The sequence below is a fragment of the Streptomyces sp. CNT372 genome (assembly GCF_000377145.1).
Map to the genome: position 1 here is coordinate 13,804 of NZ_KB897795.1, position 13,148 is coordinate 26,951.

Annotated in this window: 7 protein-coding genes; 2 read left to right on the top strand and 5 right to left on the bottom strand. The window is 75.8% G+C overall.

Going from position 1 to position 13,148, the window contains the following annotated elements; translation table 11 throughout:
- Position 1: 1 nt before the first annotated feature.
- The 4 genes from C593_RS34005 to C593_RS0127635 form a co-directional block, all read right to left on the bottom strand.
- Complete coding sequence (locus C593_RS34005) at positions 2-2,155, bottom strand: AMP-binding protein (RefSeq protein ID WP_018850569.1); 2,154 nt, start codon at positions 2,153-2,155, stop codon at positions 2-4.
- Positions 2,152-5,487 (bottom strand): non-ribosomal peptide synthetase, encoded by a 3,336-nt coding sequence (locus C593_RS0127625; protein WP_018850570.1) that lies wholly within the window; start codon positions 5,485-5,487, stop codon positions 2,152-2,154. Before C593_RS0127625 ends, C593_RS34005 begins: the two co-directional genes overlap by 4 nt.
- A gap of 462 nt (positions 5,488-5,949) precedes the next feature.
- On the bottom strand, positions 5,950-7,329 hold the full coding sequence (locus C593_RS0127630) for a hypothetical protein (RefSeq protein ID WP_018850571.1): 1,380 nt from the start codon (positions 7,327-7,329) through the stop codon (positions 5,950-5,952).
- A 61-nt stretch (positions 7,330-7,390) separates the two neighbouring features.
- A complete protein-coding gene (locus tag C593_RS0127635) occupies positions 7,391-8,758 on the bottom strand; it encodes an MFS transporter (protein WP_018850572.1) in 1,368 nt (455 codons plus the stop codon).
- A gap of 1,059 nt (positions 8,759-9,817) precedes the next feature.
- Between C593_RS0127635 and C593_RS0127640 the strand changes: the two genes are divergently transcribed.
- Positions 9,818-10,666 carry an endonuclease gene (locus C593_RS0127640; protein ID WP_018850573.1) on the top strand — a complete coding sequence of 283 codons (849 nt, stop codon included), beginning with the start codon at positions 9,818-9,820 and terminating at the stop codon, positions 10,664-10,666.
- Positions 10,667-10,771: 105 nt separating this feature from the next.
- On the opposite strand, the gene C593_RS0127645 is transcribed toward C593_RS0127640, so the two are convergent.
- Complete coding sequence (locus C593_RS0127645) at positions 10,772-11,395, bottom strand: snapalysin family zinc-dependent metalloprotease (protein WP_018850574.1); 624 nt, start codon at positions 11,393-11,395, stop codon at positions 10,772-10,774.
- Between the two features lie 292 nt (positions 11,396-11,687).
- On the opposite strand from C593_RS0127645, the gene C593_RS0127650 reads away from it, so the two are divergent.
- Positions 11,688-13,031 (top strand): DEAD/DEAH box helicase, encoded by a 1,344-nt coding sequence (locus C593_RS0127650; protein ID WP_018850575.1) that lies wholly within the window; start codon positions 11,688-11,690, stop codon positions 13,029-13,031.
- The last annotated feature ends 117 nt before the right edge of the window (positions 13,032-13,148 follow it).

Below are 13,148 nucleotides of genomic sequence, written 5' to 3' on the forward strand. Positions count from 1 at the left end.
CTCAGGTCCCTTCCGTTCGGCGGGCGGTGGTACGGCGTTCGTCGACGAGGGCGGCCACGGCCCGGAGGTCCGGCCGGCGCAGCAGCTCCGGGGCGCGCAGCCGCACCCCGGCCTCCCGCCGGATCACGGCCAGCAGCCGGGCGGCGGCCAGCGAGGTGCCGCCCGCGGAGGTGAAGTCGTCGTCCAACCCGGCCTCCGGCAGGCCGAGTTCACCGTGCACGGCGGCGAGCACCAGCCGCTCGCCGAAGGTGGCCCCTTCGGCGGGAGTGGCCGGACGGTCCCCCGCGGGCGCCTCCGACCGCCGGGCCAGCTCGGCCCGGTCGACCTTCCCGTTGGCGTCCAGCGGGAACGCGTCCACGATCCGCACGGCGGCGGGCACCGCCTGCTCCGGCAGCCACGCCCGCACGGCGGCGAGCAGCGCGTCCCCGGCCGGCCGCGCGCCCGGCGCGGGCCGGACATGGGCGACCAGCCGGGTGCGTCCCTCGGGGGTCCGGGACGCGGTGACGACGGCGCCCCCGACACCCGCGTCCTGCTCGAACGCGGCCTCCACCTCGGCCGGTTCGATCCGCACCCCGCCGACCTTCACCTGGTCGTCCAGCCTGCCGAAAAACTCCAGCACCCCGTCGCCGCGCATCCGGACCCGGTCACCGGTGCGGTAGAGACGGTCCACACCGGGGACGGCGGACACGGGCGCCCCGGGGGAGCCCGGGGCCTCGGCGTCCGGGGCCGCGGCGGTGTCCGTGGTGTTTGACGGGCGGGCACCGCCGCGCGGGGCGGTGCCCGCCGAAGGTGCCGCGGCGGTCTCCGCGCCCGTGCCGTTCGGCGTCCCGGCCGCCGCACCGCCGTACGGGCCGGTGACCGCTGGGGACGCCTCGCCGCCCGGGCCCGGGGTGGCCGGGGCCTCGTCACCTGCGGGCACGCCCGGGGCCGGTGTGGGGGCGGGCTCCCGCGGGGGCGGGGCCGTGAAGCGGCGGGCCGTCAGCTCGGGGTCCACGTAACCCAGCGCCAGGAGCGCGCCGCCGATGCGCAGTTCGCCCTCCTCGCCGACCGCCACGGGACGCCCGTCCGGGCCGGTGACGGCGACCGTCGCGCCCGGCACCGGGCGGCCGATCGGCGGCGCGGACGACAGGTCCGCGGGCCGGTCGCCCGGCCGCATCGTGTGCACGGTGGTCACCACCGTCGCCTCGGCCGGCCCGTACGCGTTGTGCACGGTCGCGGTCACGTCCGCGCCGGGGTGGCGCCGCATCCGGTCGCCGCCGACGACCAGGTGACGCAGCACCAGGTCCGCCGGCCAGGGCCCCTCCAGCAGCGGTTCCGCCATCGGCGTGGCCGCGACGGACACGGTCACGGCCGCGTCCCGCCACCACTGTGCGAGGACCGCCGGGTCCCAGCGCACCTCGTCCGGCGCGGGCACCAGGGCCGCACCGGAGGTCAGAGCGGCCCACAGCTCCATCACATGCGGATCGAACGCCACCCCGATCAGCAGGGACTGGCGGTCTCCGGGGGCCAGCCCGGTCTCGTCCCGGTACCATTCCAGCAGCCCCGCGAGGGACCGCTCGCCGACCGCCACGGCCTTGGGCCGGCCGGTCGAACCCGAGGTCAGCACGGCGTAGAACGCGCCGGCCGGCGCCCGGCGAGCCCCCGGCGCCCGCTCCTCGGCGAACGCGGCCACGACCGTGGCCACGGCGTTGGCGCCCCGGTCCGGCAGCGGCAGCTTCACCTGCTCGCCGTCCCGGTACGCAGGCGGCAGCCCGCCCGGGTCGCCGATGAGGCAGACGACGTCGAGGTCCTCGGCGACCGCCTCGGTGCGGCGCGCGCCGGGACGGGGGCCGAGCGGCAGATACACCGCGCCCAGACGGGCGAGGGCGACGGCGGCGACGACGAGGGCCGCGGACCGGTCGAGGCAGACGCCCACCAGGTCCCCCGGGCGCACCCGCCCGCGCAGGACGGCCGCGGTCTCGTCGGCCGCCGCGGATATCTCCTCGTACGTCCAGTGGTGCGCGCCGTCGGTGACGGCCGGGCCGTGCGGAGCGGTGCGCGCCCACTCCTCGAAGCGGGCGAGGACGGCCTGCGCAGCGCCGCCCCCGGGCCCGTGGGCCACGGCGGGGCTGCCGCCCCCGGCGGTCGCGGCCTTCGGTGCGGTGGTGTCGTTCATCGGGACTCCGTCGAAGTGGTCGGGGCGGCGGGGGCGGCGGCCGAGAGGGCGCCGGCCTGGTCGGTGAGGACCGGGTGCTGGAACAGCACCCGCAACGGCGGCCGGTGGCCGAGGTGCGGCTCCAGCCAGGCGGCCAGCTGCGCGGCGAGCAGTGAGTGCCCGCCGGCATGGAAGAAGTGCGAGCCGGTGTCGAAGCGGTCGTGGCCCAGCACCGTGCGCCAGCCCTCGGCGAGCAGCGCCGTCATCGGGTCCGCCGCCGTCGCGTCGCCGCGCGCCTGCGTGCCGGAGCCGTCCGGCTCCTTCTCCTGGGCGGGCTCCAGGCCGGCGGCCGCCCGGGTGAGCGCCGCCCGGTCCGGCTTGCCGCCCGACAGCGTCGGCATCGCGGCCAGCCGCGCCCACTGCGCCGGTACGAGCGCGGCCGGCAGCCGCCGGCTCAACTCCGCGTGCAGCGCCCGCTCGTCCCACTCCGCCCCGCCGTCACCGGCCTCCAGGAAGCCGACCAGGCGCGGACCGCCCGGTGCCTCGCGGTCCAGCACCACCGCGCAGGACCGGCCGCCGAGCGCGGCGGAGGCGGCCGCCTCCACCTCCTCCAGCTCGATGCGGTGGCCCCGCAGCTTCACCTGGTGGTCGCGGCGGCCGAGGAAGTACAGCTCCCCGTCGAGACCCCGGTAGCCCAGGTCACCGGTGAGGTAGACGCGCTCCCCGCCGAGCGCGTCGAGGGCGACGAACCGTGCCGCCGTCGTCTCCGGGTGGCCGTGGTAGCCCTCGGCCAGCCCCGCGCCCGCGACGGCCAGTTCGCCCACCGCCCCGTCCGGCAGCGGCCGCAGGCCCGCGTCCAGGACGTGGACGCGCTCCCCGGGCAGCTCGGTGCCGAGCGGCACCTCCGCCGCGTCCCGCAGACTCTCCGCGGTGATCTCGTGGACCGTGCTGCTGACCGCGGCCTCGGTGACGCCGTAGACATTGAGCAGCCGCGCGTCCGTCTCCGCGCGGAAGGCCCGCATCACGTCCGCCGGGAGCCGCTCGCCGCCCAGGGCCAGCAGCCGGGGCGCCCAGCGGCCCTCGCGGAGCGCGGGCACCAGGTCCTCACGGACCGCCAGGAAGTAGCTGGTCGGCAGGTTGGCGACGGTGATCCGCGCCGAGGCGAGCAGCCCGGCCAGCTCCGTGCCGGTCGGCACGTCGGTGTCCGGGACCACCAGGCAGGCCCCGGCGTGCAGCGACGGAAGGACTTCCTCCAGGGCCACGTCGAAGGACGGCTGAGCGAAGAGCAGCACCCGGTCGCCCGGGACCAGGCCGAACCGCACGGCGGTGCCGGTCAGATGGTTCTCCAGCGCGGCCCGGCCGACCGCGACGGGCTTGGGCGTACCGGTGGAGCCGGAGGTGTGGATGACGTACACCGCCCCGGGGACCTCCTCGGCCCGGCGGGCGGCGGGCAGACGCGGGGCGTCGGTGTCGGCGGTGGGCAGGCCCTCCGGGACGGCCACCGAGGTGCCGGGCGCGGTGAGGACGAGCGCGGGGGAGAGGCGGGTCAGCAGCAGCTCCAGCCGGGCCGGCGGATCGGACGGAGAGAGCGGGCAGTACACCGCGCCGGTGCGCAGGCAGGCGAGCAGTGCGACCACCGACTCGGCGCCGCGCGGCAGCACACAGGCGACCGGCTGCCCGGCCGTCACCCCGGCGGCGCGCAGCCGCTCGGCGAGACCGGTGACCCGTGCGTCCAGGTCCCCGTAGGTGACGCGCCGGGCGCCGATCAGCAGCGCGGGCCGGTCGGGGTCGTGCGCGGTGACCGGGTCCAGAAGGTCCCGTCCGGCGCCGTCCGTCGCGGAACCGGCTCCCGTCGCGGAACCGGCTCCCGTCGCGGAACCGGTGTCCGGGACGGAACCGGTCTCCGGGGCGATGGCGGTGGCAGCGGGCGCCGGGGGAGCGGGCGGCGGCGCGAGGCTCGCGAGGGGCGTGGCGGGCGCGTCCAGATAGGCGCGCAGCAGGCCCGCGAGGCGTTCCGCCAGCAGGGTGGCCACCGGCTCGCCGAACCGGTCGGCGTCGTAGTCCCAGACGAGGGTCATCCCGGCGGCTCCGTGCCGGACACTCACACCCCGCCGGTCGTCCGGCAGCAGCACCACATCGAGGTCGAAACGGGTGGTGCCGGTGTTGAAACCCTCGAACAGGGTGACGTCCAGACCCGGCACGTCGATCTCCGGCAGCACGGCGTCATGGGCGCTGAACATGACGGCGAAGAGCGGGTTGTCCGCACCCGAGGTGTGCAGCCCGAGGGCCCGGGTCAGCTCCTGGACGGGCGTCTCCTGGTGCGGCAGCGCCCGGATCAGGGTGTCGGTGACCTCCTCCGTCGCCTCCACGGCCGGGGCCGCCGGGTCCAGATCGAGCGCCAGCGGGATGGTGTTCACGAACATCCCGACGGCGTCCTCGAAGCCCCGCGGCCGGTTGCCGACCGCCGTGCCCACCACCATCCGGGACCGACCGCTGTGCCGGCGCAGCAACTCCGCGAAGAGCCCCAGCAGGACGGCGAACGGGGTGAGGCCCCGCTCGCGGGAGTGCTCGCGCAGCCGATCCGCGAGGTCCGCGCCGATCGACTGGCGCAACTGGCCGCCGTGGTGCCGGCGCGCGGCACCCGGCCGGGCCAGTCCGGGCAGCGGCAGATCGCGGGGGACGTCCGCCAGTTCGGCCTTCCAGAACGCCAGGCTCTCGTCCACGCCCGGGTCCGCGCCCGTGTCCGTGGCCGCGCCCGTGTCCGCGCTCGCGTCCGCCGCCCCGGCCGCCGCGCGCCGGCGCCGCTCCGTACGGGCCGCCGCCTGGGCACGCACATGGTCGGCGTAGGAGGGGGCGGGAGGCAGTGTGACGGGCTCGCCCAGGACATGGGCGCGGTAGACCGAGAACACGTCCTTGAGCAGGATCGCGAAGGAGTGCCCGTCGTGGATCAGATGGTGCTCGACGTGGATGAGCCGGTGCCGGTCCGCGGCGAGCCGTACCAGGGTCCAGCGCAGCAGCGGCGCCTCCTCGGTGTCGAGGGGGGTCTCCGCCTCGGTGCGCAGCAGGTCGCGGAAGGCGGCCTCCGGGTCGGCCTCGCCGCTCAGGTCCACCGTGCGCAGCCGCGGGGCGCAGGCGTCGGCGACGCGCTGGCCGGGCATCCCGCCCGGCACCGGGACCAGTTCGAGGCGCAGCCCGGGGTGCCGGTCGAGGGTGGCGGCGAGACCGCGGCGCAGCGCCTCGGCGTCGAGGGAGCCCCACAGATCGAGCGAGGCGGTGAAGTTGTAGGCGCGGCTGCCGGGCTGTACCTGCTCGTGCAGCCAGACGATCTCCTGCGAGGAGGAGAGCGGAAGCATGGGCGATCCCTGAGGGTTGTCGGGTCGGATCTGGGCTGTGTCCGGGCACGGTCGCGGCCGGACGGGCCGGGCCGGATCCGCGGGTCGCGCGGTCCTGCCAGGCGGGCACCCCGGCTGGTCGGCCGGGGGCGTGGTCTGAGGGGGGTGGACGGTGGTCCGGGGGCGAGCGGGTGACAGGGGGCGGGGTGGGGGCGCGGGGCCGTGTGGTGGGGTGCTGTGTGGCCCGGGCCTGTGTGGCGGGGCCATATGTGGCCGGGGCCTGTGTGGCGCGCGTCTGTGCGGCGGGGACCTGTGTGGTCCGGGCACACGTGGTGCGGACATATGTCGGCCGGGGAGCTGTGCCGGGAGGCAACGCAGGGCGCGCGCACGTCCGCGCGACCACATGGCTCCCGCCCACACATGCGGCGCACCCACACACGACGAGGAACCATGGCCCCGCCCTGCCCCGCCCCGTATTCCGCTTCAGGCAGCCGCCGCCCCCGCCGCGCGCAGCGCGCCCGCGAGGGCGTCGAAGCCCCCCGTGGCGGCGTCGTCGGCCAGGACCGCGCGGTCCCAGACCATCCGCACATGGAGGTCCGCCCCCTGGGTGACCGAGACGGCGAACGGCCCGCGCACCGGGCGTCCGTCGATGTGGACCTCCCGGCCGGTCACCCCGCCGAGGACGAGCGGGGGACGGCCGCGTGTGTCGTCCACGGTCAGCAGCCCGTCGAGCCGACCGGTCCAGCCCGAGCCCGCGGCCCGGGCGGCGCGGACCACCGCGTCGAACGGCGTGTCGGCCCGGTCCAGATCGTCCCACCAGGCGTCGGCGGTGGAGCCCCCCGCGGGCGCCCCGCTCCCGGCCGGGAAGACGACGGTGTTCAGGAAGCAGCCCAGCACCGGCGCCGCGCCCGGCGGCCGGCCACCCCACGGGTAGCCCAGCGGCACCGTGGCGTCCGTCCGGTACAGCGCCCGGGCCGCGGCGGCGCAGGCGTCGAGGAGCACGGGGAACGAGACCCCGCCGGGCGCGACCGGCACCCGCAACTCCGCCGCGCCACTGGGAAGTTCACCCGATGCCGATGCCGATGCCGATGCCGATGCCGACGCCGACGCCGACCCGGCCGGGACGGGCCGGGGCAGCGGCGCGTGCTCCCGCACCGTCCGGAGCCGGTCGCCCCAGTAGGCCAGCGCCTCGGGTGACGACGCGCGCTCCTCGGCGTCCAGGTGCAGCAGCACCGCCGAGCGGTAGGCGTCCAGTTCGGCCGCCGCATCCCCGGCCCCGGGCTGCCCGCCCCCGTGCTCGGCGTAGGCGGCGGTCAGCTCCGTGACGATGCGCGCGAGGGACTGTCCGTCGCATGCGGTATGGTCGAGGACGACCGCGAGGATCTCCCGCGCCTCACCGGGCCCGTCGGCCGCGCTCCGTTCCAGGCCCCCGTCCCGCTCCTCGTCCCGGTCGTCCCGGACGACGAAGAGCCGCATCGGAGGCCCGTCCGCCTCCCACGCCGCGAGCACCCGCCGCAGCGCCGCCGCCGCGCTCTCCCCGGGCGCGAGGCCGACGCGCGTGACGGGGACGTCCGGTTCGGCGAGCGCGAGCACGGGCGCACCGCGCAGCACGGTGGGCCGGGCCCGCAGTACCGGGTGCAGAGCCGCCAGGCGGTGCGCCGCGCCACGCAGCCGGGCGAGGTCCACCGCCCCGGCCGGGAACGCGAAGAACATCGGCACGAGGTCCGGCCGTCCGGCCCGGTCCAGTGACCGCACCAGCACGAAGCGGCGCTGCGCACCGGTGACGGGAAGGAGGTGCGGTGTCCCGTCACCGGTGTCGAGCCGCCGGTAGCGGGCCAGGTACTGGCTCGTGATGCTGTGCACGGGTTCCTCTCTCGACGTGGTTCGTCTCTCGCAGCCCGGCGCGCAAGCGCCCGGTCATCTCCTAGGGGGCCTCGGCCCGTACCGGCGCCCCTGCACCCGCCGCCGTAACGCCGGCCGCGTCCCCCGCCGCCGGACCGCCCCCGCCCGTGGCCCCGTCACCGTCCGCCGGGTCACCGTCCGTCGGCGCCGGCAGGTCCCGCATCCGGCGCAGCGGCGAGAAGAGCAGCGGCAGCGGCACCAGCAGGAAGCCCGCCGCGCAGCAGACCAGCGCCGTGCGCGGCCCGAACGCGTCGGCCAGGGCCCCGCCCGCGAGGGCGCCGAGCGGCAGGGTCCCCCACATCAGGAACCGCAGGGTGGCGTTCATCCGGCCCAGCAGCTGCGGCGGGCAGAGCGCCTGACGGAAGCTCACCTGGGCCACGTTGTAGACCACGGAGCCGAAGAACACCGCCCCGGAGGCCACCGCGAAGAGGACCGCCCCCGCCCCCGGCGAGGACAGCGGCCACAGCACCGCGAACGGGCCCGTCACCAGGACCGACAGCCAGATGATCCGCGCCTGCCCGAACCTGCGCCCGATCACCCCCGCGCACAGCGCCCCGGCGAGCCCGCCGACCGCCGCTGCGGAGAGGATCAGTCCGATCGTCGCGGGCCGCAGATCGAGGACCCGGACCAGGAACACGGTCTGCGTGGCCATCAGGACGGCCGTGAAGAAGTTCCCCAGACCCGTGGCGGCGGCGATCACCCGCAGCAGGGGATGGCGGACGACGAAGCGCAGCCCCTCGGCGACGTCCCCGCGCAACGAGGCGCCGGGCACCTTCTCCGGACGTTCCTCGGTGCGCCGGATGCCGAGCAGGAACAGGGCGCTGAGGGCATAGCCGATCGCGTCGGCCACGATCGCCAGATGCGCGCCGAGCAGCTGCACCAGGGAGCCGCCCAGGCCCGGACCGGTCACCTGCGCGGAGGAACGCACCGTCTCCAGCGCGCCGTTGCCCGCGACCAGGTGCTCCCGGGGGAGGAGGTGGGGCAGATAGCTCTGGTGCGCCACGTCGAAGAAGACGGTGGCGGCGCCGGTGACCAGGGCCACCGCATAGAGCTGGGCCATCGTCAGCACACCGGTGACGCCCGCCACGGGGACGCTCGCCATGGCGACTGCCCGCACCGCGTCGGCGCGGATCATCAGCGGCAGCTTGCGCATCCGGTCCACCCAGGCCCCCGCCGGCAGGCCGATCAGGAGGAAGGCCGCCGCCTCCGCGGCGGTCAGCAGCCCCACCTCGAACGCGGAGGCGTCGAGGACCAGAACCGCCACGAGCGGCAGGGCGACCAGGGTGACCTGCGCGCCCACCTGGGAGGCGGCGGCACCGGCGAGCAGCAGCCGGAAGTCGCGCAGACGCAGCGGGCCACCGTTCCCGGGGGCGGTTCGTGTAACGGACATATGAACGACCCTCACTGAACGGCCGATCAGTAGTCAAAGTGACGTGCTCACTTTTGACCATTTTCCTTCTGTGTTTCAGCGGTAATGCGGGAAATTTTTCACGATGTGGAGGTAGTCACAGGATGAACCACTACACCGGGCACACGAAGGCATGCGGGGACCGCGCCCCCGGCGCGGTCCCCGGGCGGGGTGTCCCGCACCCAGAGTCACAGGCGCCACTCTGGCCGAAAGCCGTCGTCCGCATGTGTTGTGGTCGGAGTGGGTCATTCCCTCTGCTAAAGGCGAATCCGGGCCGGACCGGGCCCGGTTGTGGGCCCGGACGGGGCCGCCCCGTGGTGCGGAGGGCGCTGACCCTCGTCATCAACCTGCCATGACAGCCCGGCGGCCCACCCGGTTCGCCGGGCCCACGGAGGAGGCAGTGTGCGCGGATCCCCGGCCAAGGCCCTGACCGCCGTCCTGGCGGCGCCGCAGCTGGTGCTCACCGTGCTGCCGCGCCCGGCCACGCCGCCGAACCCCCGCCCCCCGGCAGTCGACGTGCCTGCCGCCGTCACCGGCCCCAGCGCCCGGGGCCCGGCCGCTACCGACGACCGGACAACCCGGGCCCCGCCCCCGCCGGCGGGGACTTTGCCCACGGCCGGTACGAGGCCCAGTGCGCCGACCACGAGTACGCGGGGCTGTCGCCTGGACCGGCCGGCTCGGCTCCTTGCGCACCCCGGAGGCCCTGTACTGCCGCGCCCTCGGCTGAACCGGTCCCCCTTCCTTCTCCACCGGCCGGTACCGGGCCGCCCGGTTCTCACCGGGTGGCCCAGGCGCCTCTGGAGACCCGGGCAGCCTCTGGAGAACGGTTCCTTCACGGGGTCGACACAGGTCGGGCTCCCCGCGTCCACTCCCCGGTGGCCGGGACATGCCAAGCTCTTTGGCTTGAACCATCTGCTGTGAACCATTCGCTGTGAACCATCCGTCGTGAACCGTCTGCCGGGCCCGCCGCCGGGGGAAACGGCCGATCGCCCGAACCTCCGCGCGGCGCCCGTCGAGAGGGAGAGGACACCCCCCCACACCATGTCCGCTCACCGCCGGCGCCTTTCCTGGCGCCGCCCCGCCCTGGCCGTCACCGCGGCCGCCGCGACCCTGATACCCGTGGCCGCGTACGCCGGCGCGGCCCCGCCCGCCGCATCGGGCGCCGATGCGCCCGCCGCCCCGTCCGCGGCACCCGGCCACACCTACGACGACACCTACTACGACGGCGCGCTCGGCAAGACCGGCGACGAGCTGAAGGGAGCCCTGCACACCATCGTCAGCGAGCAGACCAAACTCTCCTACGACGAGGTCTGGGACGCGCTGAAGACCACCGACGAGGACCCGGAGAACCCCGACAACGTCATCCTCCTCTACAGCGGCCGCTCCCAGGCGAAGACCGCCCACGGCGGCGGTGCCGACGACTGGAACCGCGAGCACGTCTGGGCCAAGTCCCACGGCGGCTTCGGCACATCGACCGGCCCGGGCACCGACATCCACCATCTGCGCCCCGAGGACGCCTCCGTCAACTCCACGCGTGGCAACCTGGACTTCGACAACGGTGGCGAGCCCGTCGGCGAGGCCCCCGGCAGCCGGTACGACGAGGACTCCTTCGAACCGCGCGACCAGGTCAAGGGTGACGTCGCCCGCATGATCCTCTATATGACCGTCCGCTACGAGGGCGGTGAGGGCTTCGCCGACCTCGAACCCAACGACCAGGTCGGCAACGGCTCGGCGCCCGCGATGGGCCGGCTGTCGGTGCTGAAGCAGTGGAACGAGGCCGACCCGCCGGACGCTTTCGAGAAGGCGCGGAACGAGGCGATCTTCGGGATCCAGAAGAACCGCAACCCCTTCATCGACCACCCCGAGTGGGTCGCCGAGATCTGGAAGTAGCCGCCGGCGCGCGCCGAACGGGTACGGCCCGGCGGGGGACTTCGTGTCCGCCCGCGGGGCCGTTGCCGCCCGCCGGGCCGTTGCCGTCCGCGGCGCCCGCCGGTGCTACGGCGCGTCCACCACCATGCGCCCGTCCACCACCACACGCCCGTCCGCCGGGACGCGGAAGGCGGAGCCTCCGCCGTAGGCGGACTCGACGCGGGACCGCTCGGCGGCGTCCGGGACCGCGTTGGCGCAGGCGGTGCCCGCGCTCGAACCCGACATCAGCTGCGAGCACGGACCCGGCTTGGTGTCGGGCAGGCCCAGGCTGTGGCCGATCTCGTGGGCGACGATCCGGGTTTTGTCGTGGCCCTCCGCGACCGCCCGGCTGCCCAGCTCGACGCGCACCTGCCCGCCCGGCCGGACCGGGCCGAGGTTCGCCTGGGGCCAGCCGCTGGTGGCCACGATCTGTATCTCGGCACGGACGCCGGGCGCGGCCTCGACCAGCTCGACGTTGCCGACGTTGTCGTTCCACGCGGCGACGCCGGCGGCGACGGCCGCCTCCCAGCCGCCTGCCCGGCTGTCGTCGTAGGTGATCGTCACCGCCGCGGCCGACGGCGTGGAGGCGGGCGAAGGCGGGGGTGCCGGTACGGCGGTGGCCGCCGTCGCCGCGCACACGGTGAACGCGGCGGCGGTGCCGGCGGCCTTCAGCCAGAAGGCATGGCGTGGCCGGCGGGAGTGGTCGGTCATGGTCGTCCCTTCACTCATGGGGGGACTCGGCCCGCTCCGGGGCCGAGAGTGCGGGAGCCGCGACCACCGGCAACTGACGTGAGAGGGCGGCCGGTTGACACGTCTCCCCGGGCCCGGGGAACCTACCCGCACACCGCCGCGCCAGTCATGCACCTGTCATGAACGTCTCCGTCCCCCGGCAGGGGTCCGCCTTCCCGCTGGTAAAATGGGGGCACGCTTCGACACCGCCGGGGCCCGTACCGCAGGGGTACGGGCCCCGGCGCGTTCCGGGCGACGATCGAGAGAGGCCCCCATGAACGCCGATACGCCGGCCACCCCGGACGCGCCGCCCCCCGAATCCTTCGACGGGCTCGGCCTGCCGCCCGCGCTCCTGACCACGATGACCGGCCTCGGCGTCGAGAAGCCCTTCCCCATCCAGGCGGCCGCCCTGCCCCACGCCCTGGCCGGCCGGGACATCCTCGGCCGCGCGCGGACCGGCTCCGGGAAGACCCTCGCCTTCGGTCTCGCCCTCCTCACCCGCACCGCCGGCCGCCGCGCCCGGCCGAAGGCCCCGCTCGCCCTGGTCCTGGTGCCCACCCGGGAACTCGCCCAGCAGGTCACCGACGCCCTGGAGCCCTACGCCCGCGCCCTGGACCTGCGCCTGGCCACGGCGGTCGGCGGCCTGTCGATCAACCGGCAGACGGCCCAGCTCCGCGCCGGCGCCGAGGTCCTCGTCGGAACCCCCGGGCGCCTGACCGACCTGGTCTCCCGCCGGGACTGCGACCTCGGCCAGGTCCGGATCACCGTGCTCGACGAGGCCGACCAGATGTGCGACCTGGGCTTCCTGCCGCAGGTCTCACAGCTCCTGGCCCAGGTCCGCCCCGACGGTCAGCGCCTGCTGTTCTCGGCCACCCTCGACCGCGACGTCGACCGCCTGGTGCGCGAGCACCTCCACGACCCCCTGCCCGTCTCCGTCGACCACGCCGCCGGCGCGGTGACCACGATGGAACACCATGTCCTCAACGTCCACGGCGCCGACAAGTTCGCCACCGCGACCGAGATCGCCGCACGAGACGGCCGGGTCCTGATGTTCCTGGACACCAAGGCCGCCGTGGACCGCTTCACCCGGCAGCTGCGCGCCAGCGGCATCCGGGCCGCCGCCCTGCACAGCGGCAAGTCGCAGCCCCAGCGCACCCACACCCTCGCCCAGTTCCAGGAGGGCGCGACGAACGTCCTGGTCGCCACCAACGTCGCGGCACGCGGCATCCACATCGAGGCGCTCGATCTCGTCGTCAACGTCGACCCGCCCGCCGACGCCAAGGAGTACCTGCACCGCGCCGGGCGCACGGCCCGCGCGGGGGAGTCCGGGAAGGTCGTCACCCTGGTCACCGCCGGCGAACGCCGCGAGGTGAACCGGATGCTGTCCGAGGCCCGGATCCGGCCCACCGTCACCCAGGTGCGTTCCGGTGAGGCACAGCTCACCGCGATCACCGGCGCACGGCGCCCTCCGTCCGGAACCCGGCCCGCCGAGGGCAACGCCGCCTTCCGCGGTATCGGCACCCGCCCCGGCCGCCCCGCCAAGGAGTCCCGCAAGGCCGCCGAAGCCCGCAAGGCAGCGGAGGCACGCGCCGCAGCCCGGATCCGCCGGGGCCGCTGAGGAGCACCGCGCACAACCCCCGCCCTGTCCGGCCGGGAGCCCGCGACCCGCCCGGCCCCCAGCGCCACCCCGGCTGGGCGACGCGCCCGCCACCCTCGTCCTCGTCCTCGTCCTCGT